Origin of the sequence: Dokdonella sp., from assembly GCF_019634845.1 — a bacterium.
Classification (GTDB): Bacteria; Pseudomonadota; Gammaproteobacteria; order Xanthomonadales; family Rhodanobacteraceae; genus Dokdonella_A.
In genome coordinates, this window is record NZ_JAHCAQ010000008.1 from 43,290 (window position 1) to 60,597 (window position 17,308).

Genomic DNA, 17,308 nt, shown 5'->3' on the forward strand with positions numbered 1-17,308 from the left:
CTTGCGGACGCATTGCGCATGTCCGATGCGCAATCGCGCCAAGCCGTCATCACCGCAGTGCGAGCAGCGCCTCGCGCACCACCACGGCCTGGTTCTGGGTCTCGGTGCGCGCGCCATAGACGAGCGTGAGGCGCTGTTTGCCCGCGGCCTCGAGCAGCGCGTGCAGGCGCGCCTGCTGCGCAGGCTCGGCCAGCTCGGCCATGTAGCGACGCTGGAACTCGGGCCAGCGCTCGGGCACGTGCCCGTACCAGTGGATGAGCTCGGCAGTGGGCGCGATGTCCTTGGCCCATTCATCGAGCTTGAGCACGTCCTTGCTGCGGCCGCGCGGCCAGAAATGGTCGATGAGCACGCGATAGCCGTCGTGCGGGGTCGGTTCCTCATAGGCGCGCTGCAGCACGATGTCGTGCTTGGCGGATTTTCTGGTGGCCATGGTCGATGCTCCTTGTACGGAAAGGTCGAGCACGGTGGCGACGCGCCGCCGCAGCAACGGCAGCAGCTCGTGCTCGAACCAGGGGTGGCGCCGGAACCACGCGGTATTGCGTGGCGATGGATGCGGCAGCGCGAGCAACGGCGACTCGCCACGCGTGAATGCAGCCACTGTCTCGGTGACGCCCAGGCGTGCGCCGTCGCCGAGGAAATGGCGCTGGGCCCAGGCGCCGATCAGCAACGTGAGCTGCACCTGCGGCAGCTGCGCCATCACGCGGTCGTGCCACAGCGGTGCGCATTCGGGTCGCGGCGGCAGATCACCATGCGGGCCGCGTCCCGGGTAACAAAAGCCCATCGGCACGATCGCGACGCGCGCGGGGTCGTAGAACACGGCGTCGTCGACGCCGAGCCAAGCGCGCAGCCTGCGCCCGCTCGCGTCATGCCACGGGATGCCTGCCAGGTGCGCCTTGGCGCTTGGCGCCTGACTCACGATGAGGAGCCGCGCGGTCGTGCCGGCCTGCAGCAGCGGCGCCGGGCCCAGTGGCAGGTACGGCGCGCACACCGTGCAGGCGCGGATCTTGCGCAACAGCGTGTCGAGCCGCTCGCGCGGCAAGCGATCGTATCGGGATGTGCGAGTGGGCACCGAATGCGGACCTCCGCCGCAGCGTGCGGGTGTGGCCGCGCATTGGCGACGGCAACACCCGATGCGCGACAATGTGGCGTCGCCACGGCGACAACGCAATCGCCGGCTGCAACGAGGTCACTGCGGGTTCCTGCGCGTTCATGTTGGCGCAGTGCCTGCGCTGCATACTCGCCCGGCCATGATCGATCGCGATCCCGACCCGCGGCCCGTGCCGCCCGAGCGCCCGCTGCCCGGCGACTGCTGCGACAGCGGTTGCGAGTGCTGCGTGCAGGACACCTATGCCGAGGCGCTGGCCGACTACCAAGCGCGGCTGGCGCGCTGGCTGGAACGCCATCCCGACGCGGCATGACAGCGGCGTGCGGCTGCTAGAATCCGCGGTTTCCACCACCACCGGTGACCGCCCTTGATCATCCAGCCCAAAGTCCGCGGCTTCATCTGCATCACCACGCATCCACGTGGCTGCGAGCTCAACGTGCTCGATCAGATCGCGGCCACGCGCGCGCGCGGCGTGCGCCACGACGGCCCGAAGAACGTGCTCGTGATCGGCGCCTCGACCGGCTATGGCCTGGCCGCACGCATCAGCGCCGCGTTCGGCTTCGGCGCGAACACGCTCGGCGTGTTCTTCGAAAAGCCCGGCACCGCGAGCAAACCCGGCAGCGCCGGCTGGTACAACTCGGCAGCGTTCGATCGCGCCGCCAAGGCCGCGGGCCTGTACAGCCGCTCGATCAACGGCGACGCCTTCTCCGACGCCGCGCGCGACAAGGTCATCGACCTCATCCGCAACGAGATGGGCGGCAAGGTCGACCTCGTCGTGTATTCGCTCGCCGCGCCGGCACGCAAGATGCCCGGCAGCGGCGAAGTCAGGCGCTCGGCGCTCAAGCCGATCGGCAGCGCCTACACCTCGACCGCGATCGACACCAACAAGGACACGATCGTGACGGCCACGATCGAAGCCGCCACCGAAGCGGAGATCGACGACACCGTCGCGGTCATGGGCGGTCAGGACTGGGAACTGTGGATCGACGCCCTCGATCGCGCCGGAGTGCTCGCCGCGAACGCACGCACGGTCGCCTTCAGCTACATCGGCACCGAGATCACCTGGCCGATCTACTGGCACGGTGCCCTCGGCCGCGCCAAGGCCGATCTCGACGCGACTGCGCGCCGGCTCGATGCGCGGCTGGCGACTCATGGCGGCCACGCCAACGTGGCCGTCCTCAAGTCGGTCATCACCCAGGCCAGCGCGGCGATTCCGGCGATGCCGCTCTACATCGCACTGGTATTCAAGGTGATGAAGGAAAAGGGCCTGCACGAAGGCACGATCGACCAGCTCGATCGGCTGCTGCGCGAGCGCCTGTACCGTGCCGATGGAACGCCGCCGGCGCTCGACGACGAGCAGCGGCTGCGCCTCGACGACTGGGAACTGCGCGACGACGTGCAGCAGGCCTGCAAGGACCTATGGCCGCAGGTGACGACCGCCAACCTGTTCGAACTGAGCGACTACGCGAACTACAAGCGCGATTTCCTGCGCCTGTTCGGCTTCGCGCGCGATGATGTCGACTACGCCGCCGACGTCGATCCCGAAGTCGGCTTCGACTGCATCGAACTGGGCTGATCGCCCCTCGCCGCCGCTACGCGCGCCGCCGGCCGCAGCCGGCGCCGAGCGCAGCGCCATCCACTGCCCTGTCCCACTGCGCTCGGCGGGAATCACCACCGGATGACTCCCGCCGCTGCGTGCGGCACCTGCGCTCGTGCGTCGTGCCACTGCAAGGTCTTGCCGAGCCCGCACAAGCGGCCATCCGTGGCCGTTGTCGCGCGCTCCCTGCCGCTGGCACGTCAGGGCAGGTCGAAACCGTCGACGAAGATCCGGTCCGCAAACACCGTCAGCGATACCGGCACGATCACCTGCGCCGTGCCGTTGCCGGGCCCTGCGTCGGGATCGTTGCTGTTGATGCACAAGTTGGCGGTGTAGGCGCCGTCCGCAAGCCCGGTCGAATCCAGTGTCACCGTCACATTGGTGCTGCCACCGGCCAGTGTGCTGCCGCTGGTCGGTGACAGCGACAACCACGGTACGTCACTGGGCGCTGCACAACCTGCGCCGCCGTCTTCGGCGACCGACCACAGCAGCGTCGCGCTGCCGGCATTGCCGATCGACAGGTTTTGCGTGGTCGTGCTGTCGGGTTCCTGCGTGCTGGCCAGCGCCGCCGGAGCGACATCGATGTCGGGCGCGCCCGCGGCCTGGCAGCTCTGCACGACCACGTTGTCGACGTCCCAGCCCGGACGCCCGACCGAACTGTCGGTACCGATGCGCCAGCGCAACTGCACCGTCTGTCCGGCGCGGCTGCTGAGGTCCGCAATCGTCTGCCGGTAGGTGGTCGTGGTGACGCTGCACCATGCCTGCAGGCCCGCGAGCGGGTTGCTGTAGCTGCCCGAAATGCTGCCCACGTACGGCCCCACCAGCAGATCCGCATTGCCGACCTGCGTCCAGTTGGCGCCCGCGTCGCTGCTCACTTCGAGGATGCCGCCGTCATAGCACGCGGTCGCACCGCTGTTCTCGAGGTTCGGCACATGGTCGAACTTGAGCACGATCGGATTCTGGCCGGTCGGCAACATGATGGCCGGCGACACCAGACGCTGGTCGGTGACCGTTGCGGTGTTGACGCCACGTACGTGCTGCGCACCGCCCTGCGGGTTGGCCGTGGAAATCGCCCAGGTGTTGGTGCCCGTGCCCGGTGGGGTGGTCCATGCTCCGAGCCCGCTTTCGAAGGTCTCGTTGAGCAGCACGTTGGCCGTCGTGCCCGGCCCGCAATCGCCCGGCGCCGCCACGGTGGTGAACACCGAGACGCCCGACCAGGAACCGCTGCCGCAGGTGTTGCTGGCCCGCACGCGCCAGTAATACGCGGTGCTGGTGGCCAATGCAGTCGATGGCGTCCAGCTCGCGCCGGTGAGGCCGCTGGCCGAAGCCACGATGGTTCCGAAGCCGGGATCGGTCGACACTTCGATGTCGTGCGTGCCGGCCTGCGCGGCCGCGCTCCACGTGAAGGTCGGCAGTGCCGCCACGTTCAACGCGCCATTGGCCGGCGTGGTGGGCACGTCGATCGCCGGCGCCGCGCTGAACAGGTTGAGTCCCACGCTGCTCGACTTGGGCACGCCGCCACTCGCATTGCCGTCGATCGTCAGCACGTAACTGCCCGCTGCCGCGGCGCCGGTACCGGCGATCGTCAGCGTACTGGTGCCTGCCGGCGTAACGGGATTGGCGCTGAAACTTGCCGTGGTACCGGCCGGATTGCCGCTCGCGCTGAGCGTGACCGGGGCGGTGAAGCCGAGGAGCGAGCCGATGTTCACGGTGTAATTGGCCGTGGCCGGCGCGCACACGGCGAGACTCGATGGCGCCACCGCCTGGGTGAAGTCGGCCGACAGTGCGCAGTTGCTGCACACGAGCGCGAAATCCTGGTCGGTCGGCGTTGCGTTGTAGGGGACGCCATCGCCGGGCAGGTTGGTCGCCGTGACGGTGATCGTCAGCGCGGCACCGCTCGGATTCTGGATGAAGACGTTCTCGAGGTTGTTGCGGTTGTCGGCCACGCCGCCGGTGCTCGACCAGCCGTTGCTGAACACGTTGCCGAGGTAGGTGTTGCCGCCGTCGGCGACGGTCAGATCAAGGTTGTTGACGAGGGCCGGGTTGGCGCCGACCGCGCCGGGCGCATCGGTCCATGCCAGCGTGATCCGCACGGGCTTGGTCGGGTCGGCCACACCCAGCGTGATCTCGCGCGACTGCCCCGCAGCCGTGAACAGGTGATCCTGGTCCCAGTACTCCACCGGCACGTCGGGCGCGATGATGTTGTTGACGTTGACGCGCCCCCAGCCTTCGGCGGCATTCCAGCGCGCGGTCGTGTTGCCGGCCATGTCGACCGCATTGTTCACGAGCAGCGCCTTGGCCATCGCGGGACTCGGGTTGGCACCGAGGTTGAACGTGCGCCACCACTCGCTCAGCAGCACCACCGCGCCGGCCACGTGCGGCGACGCCATGCTCGTTCCCGAGCAGTACGAGTAGCGCGCCGGGCTGCCGGTGCCCGGGATGTCCGCGCCAGAGCCTGTGCAGCTGCCGCCGAGGTCATTGCGGGCCGAGGCGATCGTCTGGCCGGGCGCGGCGATCACCGGAATCTGCCGACCGTCGACCGCCGGTCCGCGCGAGGAGAAGCTCGCGATGTTGTCGATGCTGCCGGCCCGATAGTTCATCGAGGCGGCCACCGCGATGATGTTCTTGGCGTCCTTGGGCGCGGTCAGCGTATTGCCGCCAGGGCCCGAGTTGCCCGCGGAGAACACCTCGATGAACGGTTCGGCGACGGTCGTCGTGTCGAAGTTGCCATCGCGCACCATGAGATCGTGGGTGCGCTCCGAGGCCTGGTAACCATGAGCCGTTCCCTCGCCCGTGGTCCAGGAATTGTTGCCGCCGATGGCGTTGCCGGCCAGCGCGCGCTTGGAGTGCTCCTGCCATCCGCCCGCAGGCGGCCAGGCCGATGCCGACAGCGAATTCATCGCATACAGCCCCGCGCCTGGCGCGATGCCGAGTCCGTACAGGAAACCAGCCGTGTCGGTCAGGCCCAGCGTGGCATCGCCCGCGACGATGCCGGCGACGTGGGTGCCATGGCCACCGCCCGAGCAATCCGAACCGGGCTGGCCGGCCGGGTTGCAGGCGCCCGGAAAGCTGTAGCCGCCCACGATGCGGCTGGCGAGGTCGGGATGGTCGTAGTCGACGCCGGTATCGATGATGGCCCAGGTCACGCCGCTGCCGTCGTAGCCGAGCCCCGTGAGGTAGCTCTGGTAACCGACGACGGGAACGCCACCGGGATGATTGCCGGCCATGATCTGCGCCGACATTTCATCGTCGAGCACCGGCTGTGGATCCTGGTAGCCGAGCCACAGCACGTTGTCGAGCGCGGCGACTGCGGCGATCGCTTCGGCCGGAAGTTCAACGATCGCATCGAAGAACTTGCGGTCCGGCTGCGCGGGGTAATGCTGCAGCACGCGGCCGCCGGCCTGGCGGATTGCGGCGAGCGTGGCATCGACGCGCTTCTCGTCGTAGAACATCACATCGACGTTGCCGATCATCCCGTTGCGCGAGTCGAGGCTGGGTGCCGGCTTGTAGGCAGGCTGCACCGCCCCATGCCAGCGCACGAATGACAGGTTCTGCGCACGCGCCACCGCGGCCGGCTCGCCCCACACGAGATAGGCGTTGCTCGGGTAGTACTGCAGCGGTTCCAGCCCCGCCTGTTCGAGCGCGGACAACCAGGCGGTCTGTACCGGTGCGCGGAACTGCACGAGATGGAAGCCGGGGCCGCTGCCACTGGCCTCGCCGGCCGGTCCGGCCGGCGGCGCGCCATCGCGCAGCGGGTCGAAACGGAAGCGGTTGATCTGCACGAATCCCGCATCGTCATCGACGGAATGGCTCTCGCCCGAGGCCACCAGCCGCTGATAGTCCGCGGTGTCCAGTTCGAGCCAGCGGTAACTGCCGTAGTCGCTCGCATGGCGCGGCGCCAGGGCGAGGTGCTCGAGCCGATGCCGGCTCGCCGCCGGCACGCGCACGAAGTGGCTCGCAGTGGACGTGCTTGCCGGCCCCGCCGCATCGGCTCCGGCCCCGTTCGCGACGCCGGCTTGGGCGTGCAGCGACGCCGTACCCGCACCCGCAACAAGTAACGCAACAACGGCGCTCACGAGCGCCGGCCGCAAGATCTGCATGATGGAACCCCCAGGTGGTGTGTCGTGACGTGCCGCCACGCCCCAGCGGCGGCACCGATCCAAGCCTAGCAGGTTGCCGCCGCGCGGCAACTACGCGCCGCGACCGATTCGACACGCCCACGCGTGCGCAGCGCCCAGACCGCGCGCCCGGCGATGCGGCGCCGTCGTGGCATGGCCGGCACCGCGCGCACCGGCCACGTGCTGCCATTCCGCTCCATGCGAATCCGCGCCGCGCCCGGGCGCGCGGCGTCGGCCCGGTCGGCCCGTGCGGATGCGCCCGGCGGTATCGCCGCGTCGTTCAGCGCTTGGCCGGCGTCGCCTTGCCGGCAGCCGTGGCAGGCTCCAGCGGTTTGAGCAGGTCGGCCATCGACTTGTCGATATTCGCGTACTTGTAGGCTGGCAGCACGAAGGCCCAGCCGCCGAAGCGCGCATTCATGCCGGCAACCTCGCCGCCGAGCGCCGCCAGGCGGTTGGCGCGATCCTTGGCCGGGTCGGTGACCGCCAGCGGCTTCAGCGGCGCCTCGCCGGCCTTGTCGCCTTCCTCGTTCGCGGATGCATCGGCCACCGCCTTGTCGTATTCGACCTTGACCTTGGCCTGGGCGGCGTCGATCGCGTGAGCGGCGGCCGCATCATCGAGCACGGCCGTCAGCGTGGCGAAATGCTTGCCGTCGCGGTCCCAACCCGTGAGCTCGACGACCACGCCGTCGACGGTCTCGAAGCGTGCCTTGCGTGCCGCGGCCGGCGCCGGCGCCGGCGCCTCGGCAGCCGGCATCACGTCATCGAGCTGCAGGCCATCGAGCACGCCGGCGATCGCGTTGATCGTGAACGCATCGCCGGGCTCGCGCCCCTTGGGCACGTCGAGCAGATGGAAGTCGGCGCCATCCGCGGCCTGCTTCTCGATCCTGACCGGCTTGCCTTCACCTGGCGTCAGCGTGACGCTGGCGATGCGCGTGGCCGGCAGCGAGACGAGGTCCTTGCGCAACCAGTTGGCGGCGTCCCGGTCCACGGTCAGACTCGCGCCCGTGAGCCAGCTCTGCGCCTCGCCGGCGCGGCGCACATAGGTACCGCCGCGTGGATTGCTGTCACCGATGATCAACACGAACGGCTGGGCCAGGCCATCGAGCTCGATCTGCACGCCCTTGGCATCGGCGGCAGCGACATCCTGTACCCCGAGCGTCGCGTACTTGTCGGCAGCGCCGGTCTTCTGTTCGATGAGTCGGGCCTCGGCGAGCTTGAGCAGCAGCTCACGCAGCTTGCCGCTGTCGACGGCATAACCGCCCTTCTGCGCCAGGGTCCAGCCCTTGTCGCCGCGCACGAGCGTCGCCAGCACCTTGTCGCCGGCACCCTTGATGAGCACCTGCCGGACGTCGTTGATGTGGTCGCGCAACGCCGGCGCAAGCCAGGCGTCGCCCGCCGCGACCTCGCTCAACGGCGCCTCGTGGCGTTTCACCGCGACGGCCGCAACGATGGCGATCACGGCGAGCAGCGCCAGCGAGATGATCGTTTTCTGGTTCATGGGCGTCCTCCCTGGGCGCCGCGGCGGCGCTGCGCGCGCCACCAGGCATAGGCCAGCGCGCCGAACGTGACGAGCAGCGGCATCAACAGGATGTTGATGAGCTTGAGGCGGGTGCCGAGCACCTCGATCTGCGCATCGAGCTGGCGCCGCACCGCGCGCAGCTCCTTGCGGATCTCCACCTTGCGCTTGAGGAAGTTGTCGAGTTCGGTCTTCTGCTCGCTCGACAGCACCATCGCTTGGTCCTGGCTCTTCGCGCTCTGCAACTCGCTGAGCTTGCGTTCGGTGTCGGACAGCTCGCGCTGCAGATCGCTTTCCTTGGCGCGGAAGCGTTCGTCGGCACTGCGCTTGATCGCCTCGACCGTGCTGAACGGCCGCTGCGAGGTGGCGCGGCCGCGGATCGCGATGAGATCACCCGAGCCGGCCAGGTTGTCGACCGCATTGACGGCGAAATCACCGTTGTTGGCGAACGCATTCATCAACGTCTGGCCGAGGAAGGAGCGCACCTGCACCCACATGCGGTCGCTGAGCAGATCGGTATCGGCCACCAGCACGACCTGCGACTGTCCGCTCGAGCTGGCCAGCGTGCCCTCGCCATGGCGTTCGGGAAACGCCGTCTTGAGCGTGCCGGTCAGGCGCGCGGCGATCAGCAAGGGGCTGCCGGCGGGCTTGTAGTCGGCGAGCAGGGTCGACGGATCGGCGAGCATGCGCAGCCGATCCACCGACACGCTCATCGCATCGGAGGAGGTCTGGATCAGCGGCTCGAGCTTCTCGTCGACCGCGCCCTTGGCGAGGTCGAAGTGGCCGGCCGTGCTCACGTTGATCGTGTTGAGGCTGGCCGTGACCACGTCATCGTGATTGAAGTCGGCGGCAGCCAAGCCGAGGATGCCGGGGTGGCGCACCGGCGCCTGGCCCTCACCCATGCTGATCGCCAATGCGCGCGAGCGGTCGAGCACGACCTGGTGCGGGTCGTATTCGACGCCCCAGGCCTTGAACAGCCGCGGCAGGTCCGACGAATGATCGGCCATCATCGCCGCCATCGGGTTGCTCGGATCGGCGCCGCTGTCGTCGAGTTCGGCCATCGGATCGACGAACACGAGCAGGTGGCCGCCACGCAGCACGAACTGGTCGATCGCAAACTGCGCATCGTCGGACAACTGCCTGGGATGCACGACGATGACGACGTTCATGTCCTTGTCGATCGTCTTGAGCGTGGCCGCATCGAGATTGCGCACGTCGAACAACTGGGTCCACTGCTGGTCGACCGCCCATGGCTGGCGCATTTGCCGCGTCGCCGGGTCGAAGCGCGCAGCCAGCGGCAGGCCCGACAACAAGCCGACGACGGGCTTGTGCGGCACCTCGAGTTCGTGGATGAGCTTGGCGATGTCGTATTCGAGGAAGGCTTCCTTGTCGGGCTGCAGGAATGGAATCGCCGCCTGGCCGTTGGTCGAGTTGGTGCCGGCGATGCCGAGGAAGATCTTGTCCCCCGCGGCCGACACCGGAATCGACTGCAGGCCCATGCTCGAGGCACGGTCCTCGTCCTCGGAAAACGGCACCGGGTCGATCACATGCAGCTTGAGCTTGCCGCCCGCATGTGCCGCCATCTCCTGCAGCATCTCGCGCACGCGCGCCGCATAGCTGCGCACCTGTGGAATGTCCTGCGAACCCTTGTCGGAATAGAAGAAGTAGAGGTTGATCGGCTCGTCGATCGACTTGAGGATGTTGCGCGTGCCGGCCGACAGCGTGTACAGGTGTCCCTGGGTCAGGTCCAGCCGCGCCCCGCGAAACAGCACGTTGACCAGCAGCAGCACGGCCACCAGCAGCACGCCGAGCACGATGAGGGCCGAGCCCGACAGCGCCTTGCGATTGAATGCCATCGTCAGTCCCTCCTCAGGCCGCTTTCTTCATGTCGATCACGATCGCCGTCGCATACAGCCAGAACAGGATCATGAGCACGAAATAGATGAGGTCGCGCAGGTCGATCACGCCCTTGCCGATCGACTCGAAATGGGTGAGGAAGCTGAGTCCCGCGACCGCATCGACCACGCCCTGCGGCGCGATCGCGCCGATCGCCTCCAGCACCAGCGGATAGCCGGCCAGCAGCAGCACGAAGCACACCACCACGGTCAGGATGAAGGCGACCACCTGATTGCGCGTGGCCGCCGACAGGCACGAACCGATGGCAAGGAAGGCGCCGGCCATCAGCAGCGAGCCCAGATAGCTCGCGGCGATCACGCCATTGTCGGGATCGCCCAGATAGTTCACCGTCAGCCAGATCGGAAAGGTCAGCGCCAACGCCAGCGCGATGAAGGTCCACGCGGCGAGGAACTTGCCGACCACCGCCTGCCACATCGTCACCGGCAGGGTCAGCAGCAGCTCGATGGTGCCGCTCTTGCGTTCCTCCGCCCACAGCCGCATCGACACCGCCGGCACGAGGAACAGGTAGAGCCACGGGTGGAAGGTGAAGAACGGTTGCAGGTCGGCCTGGCCGCGCTCGTAAAAGCCGCCGAGGTAGAACGTGAAGGCACCCGACAGCAACAGGAAGATGACGATGAACACGTAGGCCACCGGGGTGGCGAAGTAGCTGCGCAACTCGCGCCGGTAGATGGTCATGGTGCCGCTCATGAGCGCACCTCCGCGCCGCTCGCGCCCTGGGTGATGGTGCGGAACACCTCGTCGAGGCGACCGCCTTCCAGCGCCAGCTCGCGCACGGCCACCTGCTGCGCCTTGAGCGCATCGCTCACCGCCACGAAGATCTGCCGGCCGGGCTTGGGGAAGGCCGTGATGCGGTTGTCCTGCGGATCGACCTCGATCGAGGCGATGTCACCGACCCTGGCCAGTGCGGCCTTGGCCTCCTCCAGGTTGGCTGCGGTCAACGACACCGCCTGGTGGTAACGCGAGCGCGCTTCGAGCTCGGCGGGAGTGGCATCGGCGAGGATGCGGCCAGCGGCGATGATGATCGCGCGCGTGCACACCGCGTGGACTTCCTCCAGCAGGTGGGTCGAGATGATGATGGTCTTGTCGCGCGCCATCGAGTTGATGAGGCTGCGCACTTCCTGTTTCTGGTTCGGATCCAGGCCGTCGGTCGGCTCGTCGAGGATCAGCACCTTGGGATCGTGCAGGATCGCACCAGCCAGGCCGACGCGACGCTTGAAACCCTTCGACAGCGTGTCGATCGGCTGTTCGAGCACGGGCTCCAGGTGCAGGCGCGCAATCACATCGTCGCTGCGCCGTTCGCCGGCCTCACCATGCAAGCCGCGAACGCGGGCGATGAAGTCGAGAAACTCGCGCACCGTCATCTCGCCGTAGCTGGGCGCGCCTTCCGGCAGATAGCCGAGCACCCGCTTGGCTTCGAGCGGCTGCCGCTCGACATCGAAGCCGGCCACGCTGGCGCTGCCCGCGGTCGGAGCGAGGAAACCGGCCAGCATCTTCATCGTGGTCGATTTGCCGGCGCCGTTGGGGCCGAGGAAGCCGAGTACCTGGCCGGGCTCCACCTTGAAACTGATCGCATCGACGGCGGTGAAGTCGCCGTAACGCTTGCTGAGTTCGCGAGTCTCGATCATCGTTGTCCACGCATCCTGTCTGCAAGGCGATGCAGCGCGCCTGATGGCACGGCCACATCGAAACGAACGAATCCCGCGCGCGGACCAAAGCGAGCCGGCGCCACGTCGCGGGCGCGGAAAGATACCGCAAGGCGCCGCGAAAGTTCCCGCCGCCGCGCCGTCAGCCGGCGCCGAGCGCGAACGCCGCCGGATAGCACCGCCCCGCGCGCAGCGGCCGGAAACACGGCGCGGCAGCGATGAAGTCCGCCTGCGCACTGCCAGCGTGCCAGCCGGCAATGCCGGCCAGCGGCAGCGGCCGCAGCTCCTGCGGATCGGCCAGCAGGCGCCCATCGGCAATCGCCGCCGCCAACGCCGCCTCGCCGCACGGCAGGCTCGGCAGCAGCGCGCCGGCCCCGATCGTCGCCGCAGCCAGGACCGATGCCGGCACCCGTACCGCGATCGCCTTGGCCACCGGCAGGTCGTGGCCATGCCACACGTGCTCGACCAGCGCGTGGCCGAACACCGTGACCGCCATCGACCTGCCCCAGGCCGACGCCTGCGTCGCGAACAGGCCATGCCAGTCGTGGACGTCCCACAGCGTGAGCAAGGCCGCGTCGCTGAGCCACACGATCGCGCCGGCCTCGTCGAAATGGGTCAGCGCACACTGGCCGCGTGTGCGCGTGCGTGCCCCGACGCGCGCGATGTCGGCCACTTGGCGTGCATTGACGGCCCACTTGAGGACGGGGTGACGCAACCACACCAAGGCGTTGAATGCATCGTGCGCGGTGCCTGCGCGCGTGGCGAGAATGCCGCGTTCGGCGATGCGCGACTCATAGTGCAGGCCGTCGGCGAGCAGGTCGCGCGTCTGCGCCTGCAGCCGCGGCCGCGCGATGCCGTCGCCGGCCTGCGCATCATCCAGCGCCCGCTGCAGCGCTGCCAGATCAGGCGGTGCTCCAAGCTCGCCGAGCCAGGTCGCCAGCAGCGGATGAGCCAGGGTTCCGCCGACGGCCAGCATCCTGCGTTGGACAAGGCCACCGCGCTGTGCCGGTTCGGCGGACCAGGGCTCGAACGGCGCGTGCAAGGTTGGTTCGGGCGCGGCGGGAGTGGCGGGAGCGGCAGGCTTGGGCTGCGTGCTCGCACCGGAGCGGGCGATGGCCGCATCGGGCGTGAGTGTCGTCATGCGGCCTTCGCGTCACTCTTGGCGAAATGGATTGCGGATGGTCAGGTCGTGGCCAACTCGCAAGCCGTCGTGCATGACTTCGCTGTACAGCGTGTCGCAGCCTGCGAGCAGCGCGGCGGCAACGATCATGGCGTCGTAGACCTGGAACTGATGGCGCTCGGCCAGGCGCCGCCCGAGATCGTAGGTTTCCTCGTCAATGACGCGAACCGGACATCGGGCGCGCACCGGGGAGAGGAATTCATCGACTTCGTCCCACGCCATGCGAAACTTGCGCCGACAAGCGAGGCTCATCTCGTTGAGGACCTGCACGCTGATCGTGCCGCCCTCACGCAACAGAGTCTCAGCGCGTTGCGCTTTCTCCGCGTCATCCGTGGCGAGATAGAGAAGCGTGTTGCTGTCGAAGAAGACCTTAGCGGTCACGCTCGTACAGTTCCTCGCGGTTGAACTTGAAATCCTTGGGCATGCGACCGCGATAGCGTCGTACCCGCGCGAGCAACTCCTCGAAATCGGGCTTCTTGTTGACGGCCAGCATCTTCGCGTTCGCCGCGATGATCTCGATGTCATCGCCATCCTTGATCTGCATGGCCTCCACTACCGCGGCGGGCAAGCGCACGGCCAGACTGTTGCCCCAACGCGCGACTTTCATGGCAAGACCCTCTTGGATATACATCGGATTAATTGCATATCCATCAGGGACGGCGCCGCAAACGCAGCTCAGGTCACGAGTCGTCCGATCAGGTCATGCTCGTCGGCATGGATGATGTCGACCTCGACGAACTGACCGGGCCGGAGCCGCTGGCCGTCGTCGATGCGCACGATGCCGTCGATCTCGGGCGCATCGGCGCGCGAGCGCGCCACCGCGCCGTACTCGTCGACCTCGTCGACGAGGACGCGCTGGCGCGTGCCGATCTTCGCCTCCAGCCGCGCCGCCGAAATCTGCGCCTGAACCTCCATGAAGCGTTCCAGGCGTTCTTCCTTGACTTCCTCGGGCACGGGATCGGGCAGTTCGTTGGCCCTCGCGCCGGCGACCGGCGAATAGGCAAACGCGCCGACGCGATCGAGCTGCGCCTCGCGCAGGAAGTCGAGCAGTTCCTCGAACTCGGCTTCGGTTTCGCCGGGAAAGCCGACGATGAACGTGCTGCGGATCGTCAGTTCGGGGCAGCCCTGGCGCCAGGACTGCACGCGCGCGAGCACCTTGTCGACGTCACCGGGCCGCTTCATCAGCCGCAGGATGCGCCGGCTCGCATGCTGGAACGGGATGTCGAGATACGGCAGCACCTTGCCCTGCGCCATCAGCGGGATCACGTCGTCGACGTGCGGATACGGATAGACGTAGTGCAGGCGCGTCCACACGCCAAGCTCGGCCAGGCCTTCGCACAGGCCCTGCATGCGCGTCGCGTAGGCACTGCCGCGCCATTCACGCTCGGCGTACTTGAGGTCGACGCCGTAGGCGCTGGTGTCCTGCGAGACGACGAGCAGTTCCTTGACGCCGCCCTTGACGAGCTTTTCGGCTTCGATCAGCACCTCGTCGATCGGCCGCGACACGAGGTCGCCGCGCAGCGACGGGATGATGCAGAACGTGCAGCGATGGTTGCAGCCTTCCGAGATCTTGAGATAGGCGTAGTGGCGCGGCGTGAGCTTGATGCCTTGCGGCGGGACGAGGTCGAGGAATGGGTCGTGCCGCGGTGGCAGCACCGCATGCACCGCCTGCATCACGCTTGCATAGTCCTGCGGCCCCGACACCGACAACACCTGCGGATGCGTCTCGCGGATCAGGTCGGCGCGCTTGCCGAGGCAGCCGGTCACGATGACCTTGCCGTTTTCGGCCACGGCCTCGCCGATCGCATCGAGCGATTCGGCCACGGCGGCGTCGATGAAGCCGCAGGTGTTGACCACCACCACATCGGCATCGGCATGACCGGCGATGAGCTGATAGCCCTCGACCCGCAATTGGGTCAGGATGCGTTCGGAATCGACCAGCGCCTTCGGGCAGCCGAGGCTGACGAAGCCGATCCGCGGGTTGCGACGGGCCATTGGAACTCGGGACGATGTTGGAATCGTAAAGTTTAGCGGCGTTGCCGGTAGTGGTCACGAGCCGGTGTTAACATGGCCCACCGCGTCGTATGCGGTGCCGCGGTCACTCCATGAGCCTGTCCTACGCTGGTACGCGGTCTTCCGCGCACCGACTCCTGCTGCGGTGCGTCCTGTGCGTCGCTGCGTGCGGCGCCGCGGCTGCGTTGAGCGCGCACGCCGACGACTACCCGCGCGCCGAGCTCGCCCGTGGCAGCCGCGCGCTGATGGCGGCGCTGGAGACCCGGCTGGGCGGCGAATTCGCAGTGGGGCTGGCCGGCGCCATCGGCGGCAGCGCGGCGCAGCAGATTCTGCTCGACAACATCGGCGACCTCGCGGCCTCGCTGGACGTGCCCGTCGTCGCCGACCGCGCCTGGGAACGCGCGCTCGCGATCGCCGAGCGGCGCGGCGACCACGCTGCGGTGCTGGCGCTCCATACCATGCTCGGTCGCAGCGCGACCGCGCTCGGTGACTACGACAATGCCCTGCTTCACGCGCAGCGCACGGCCGAGCTCGGCCAGCGGCTGCACGATCCGCTCGCGCAGGGCCAGGCCGAGAACATGCTCGGCATCCTCGAGCGGCGCCGCGGGCACCTCGACACCGCCATCGCCCACCAGGAACGCGCCCGCGAACTGTTCGCCGAGGCCGGCGATCGCACCGGCCAGGCGCGCGCGCTGACCGATTTGGGCACCGTGCTGCGCGACCGTGGCGATTTCGCCAAGGCCCTCGAGGTGCAGCTCGAGGCCCTGACCAACCCCGGCGATCGCATCGACCACATTTACCGCAACCTCGGCCTGCTTTACCGCGACATCGAGGATGGCACCGCATCGCGCGGCTATTTCGAGAAGGCGCTGGCAGCGGCCGAGCAACGTGGCGCGCCGCCATCGTCGTATTCGACGCTGATCGGCTCCTACAGTAGCCTGCTCAACGAGCTGGGCGAGTACACCAAGGCACGCGCCGCCGCCAGCGAGGCACTGGCCATCGACACCGCGCTCGACGACCTTCCCCACCAGGGACTCGACCACCTCGAGCTCGGCCGCGCCCTGCTCGGCCTGCGCGAGGACGAAGCCGCCACCACCCACCTGCAACAGGCACTCGCCCTTGGCCGCGAATTGCGCCAGCGCGAAATCGTCGCACGCTCGCTGCTGCACCTGAGTGAAGCGGCCCTGCTCCACCGCGACACCGCGCAGGCTCGCCAGCTCATCGACGATGCCATTGCCGGCCTCGAAGGCACGCGCCTGCGCACCCAACTGGCCCAGGCGTATGCGCTGCGCGAGCAACTCGCGCGCAGCGAAGACAAACCCGAGGAGGCGCTGCGTTACGCGCACAAGTACGCCCAGGCGCGGGAAGAGCTCAGCGGGATCCGCGCCAGCCGCCAGCTCGCCATGCTCGAAGTCAGCCGCGAGCGCGCCGAGGCCGAGCACCGGGTCACGCTGCTGGCCAAGGACAACGAGCTGCAGGCCGTGCGCATCGAGCGCCAGGCCCTCGTCCGCGACCTGTTCGCGATCGTGCTGGCCAGCCTCGCGCTCGGCCTGGGCGTGCTGGTTTGGCGCCATCGCGCGGTGCGCCGCCTCAACCGCGAGCTGGCGGCGCGCAACACCGAAATCGAACACCAGCGTCTGGCGCTCGATACCGCCAATGCCACGCTGCGGGCCCAGGCCAGCGACCTGCTGCGCGCGGCCACCACCGATCCGCTGACCCAGGTCGCCAACCGGCGTCATTTGCTGCACTGCCTCGAGGAGCGCCTGCTCGGTTGCACCGCCGACGAGCACTCGCTGGCGCTGATGCTCATCGACTTCGACCACTTCAAGCGCATCAACGACGGCCATGGCCACCTGTTCGGTGACCAGGTGCTGATCACCGGCACGGCTTCGATGCGCGAGGCGCTGGGCTCCGACGACATCGTCGGCCGCTACGGCGGCGAGGAATTCGTCGCCATCGTCTGCCGCCACGAAGCCGACGAGGTGCTGGCGCTGGCCGAACGCCTGCGCGAGCGCGTCAACGCCGAGCTGGCCCGACTGGCCCCGCAACTGGACAGCGTCGCCACCATCAGCATCGGCATCGCCTTCGTGGCCGACCTCGGCGGCAGGGTCGATGCGGCCGCCCTGCTCGGCGCCGCCGACCAGGCCCTGTACATGGCCAAGCGGGCCGGCCGCAACTGCGTGCGCCGCTACCAGGCCACGGCCACCATTGACAGCTGA

13 protein-coding genes are annotated in these 17,308 nt (G+C 68.3%); 3 read left to right on the top strand and 10 right to left on the bottom strand.

Translation table 11 applies throughout. The annotated features are described in order from the left end of the window. Positions 1–49 precede the first annotated feature (49 nt). Complete coding sequence (locus KF903_RS14265) at positions 50–1,069, bottom strand: DUF488 family protein (RefSeq protein WP_345777749.1); 1,020 nt, start codon at positions 1,067–1,069, stop codon at positions 50–52. A gap of 178 nt (positions 1,070–1,247) precedes the next feature. Here KF903_RS14265 and KF903_RS07350 point away from each other — a divergent pair, with 178 nt between their 5' ends. Together KF903_RS07350 and fabV are read left to right on the top strand one after the other, a co-directional pair. After that, positions 1,248–1,418 carry an oxidoreductase-like domain-containing protein gene (locus tag KF903_RS07350; RefSeq protein WP_291213131.1) on the top strand — a complete coding sequence of 57 codons (171 nt, stop codon included), beginning with the start codon at positions 1,248–1,250 and terminating at the stop codon, positions 1,416–1,418. A gap of 54 nt (positions 1,419–1,472) precedes the next feature. Then, positions 1,473–2,681, top strand: a complete 1,209-nt coding sequence (gene fabV, locus KF903_RS07355) for an enoyl-ACP reductase FabV (RefSeq protein ID WP_291213134.1) — start codon at positions 1,473–1,475, stop codon at positions 2,679–2,681. A gap of 221 nt (positions 2,682–2,902) precedes the next feature. On the opposite strand, the gene KF903_RS07360 is transcribed toward fabV, so the two are convergent. The 9 genes from KF903_RS07360 to rimO all read right to left on the bottom strand — a co-directional run bounded on the left by KF903_RS07360 (position 2,903) and on the right by rimO (position 15,071). Beyond that, positions 2,903–6,802: a S8 family serine peptidase gene (locus KF903_RS07360; RefSeq protein WP_291213136.1), complete on the bottom strand. Its 3,900-nt coding sequence runs from the start codon at positions 6,800–6,802 to the stop codon at positions 2,903–2,905. Between the two features lie 298 nt (positions 6,803–7,100). Beyond that, positions 7,101–8,318, bottom strand: coding sequence for a DUF4340 domain-containing protein (locus tag KF903_RS07365; protein ID WP_291213139.1), 1,218 nt, complete (start codon positions 8,316–8,318; stop codon positions 7,101–7,103). After that, positions 8,315–10,192: a Gldg family protein gene (locus tag KF903_RS07370; protein WP_291213142.1), complete on the bottom strand. Its 1,878-nt coding sequence runs from the start codon at positions 10,190–10,192 to the stop codon at positions 8,315–8,317. Before KF903_RS07370 ends, KF903_RS07365 begins: the two co-directional genes overlap by 4 nt. 13 nt (positions 10,193–10,205) lie before the next feature. After that, entirely contained in the window at positions 10,206–10,940 is a 735-nt protein-coding gene (locus tag KF903_RS07375; RefSeq protein WP_291213145.1) for an ABC transporter permease subunit, read from the bottom strand. Continuing rightward, positions 10,937–11,878 carry an ABC transporter ATP-binding protein gene (locus KF903_RS07380; protein WP_291213148.1) on the bottom strand — a complete coding sequence of 314 codons (942 nt, stop codon included), beginning with the start codon at positions 11,876–11,878 and terminating at the stop codon, positions 10,937–10,939. The genes KF903_RS07375 and KF903_RS07380 overlap by 4 nt, the downstream gene beginning before the upstream one ends. A gap of 160 nt (positions 11,879–12,038) precedes the next feature. Continuing rightward, positions 12,039–13,037, bottom strand: coding sequence for a DUF3025 domain-containing protein (locus KF903_RS07385; RefSeq protein ID WP_291213151.1), 999 nt, complete (start codon positions 13,035–13,037; stop codon positions 12,039–12,041). A gap of 12 nt (positions 13,038–13,049) precedes the next feature. After that, positions 13,050–13,457: a PIN domain-containing protein gene (locus KF903_RS07390; protein ID WP_291213153.1), complete on the bottom strand. Its 408-nt coding sequence runs from the start codon at positions 13,455–13,457 to the stop codon at positions 13,050–13,052. After that, positions 13,447–13,683, bottom strand: coding sequence for an AbrB/MazE/SpoVT family DNA-binding domain-containing protein (locus KF903_RS07395; RefSeq protein ID WP_291213156.1), 237 nt, complete (start codon positions 13,681–13,683; stop codon positions 13,447–13,449). The genes KF903_RS07390 and KF903_RS07395 overlap by 11 nt, the downstream gene beginning before the upstream one ends. A gap of 68 nt (positions 13,684–13,751) precedes the next feature. Further along, entirely contained in the window at positions 13,752–15,071 is a 1,320-nt protein-coding gene (gene rimO / locus KF903_RS07400) for a 30S ribosomal protein S12 methylthiotransferase RimO (RefSeq protein WP_291213159.1), read from the bottom strand. A 203-nt stretch (positions 15,072–15,274) separates the two neighbouring features. Between rimO and KF903_RS07405 the strand changes: the two genes are divergently transcribed. Next, entirely contained in the window at positions 15,275–17,308 is a 2,034-nt protein-coding gene (locus KF903_RS07405; protein WP_291213161.1) for a diguanylate cyclase, read from the top strand.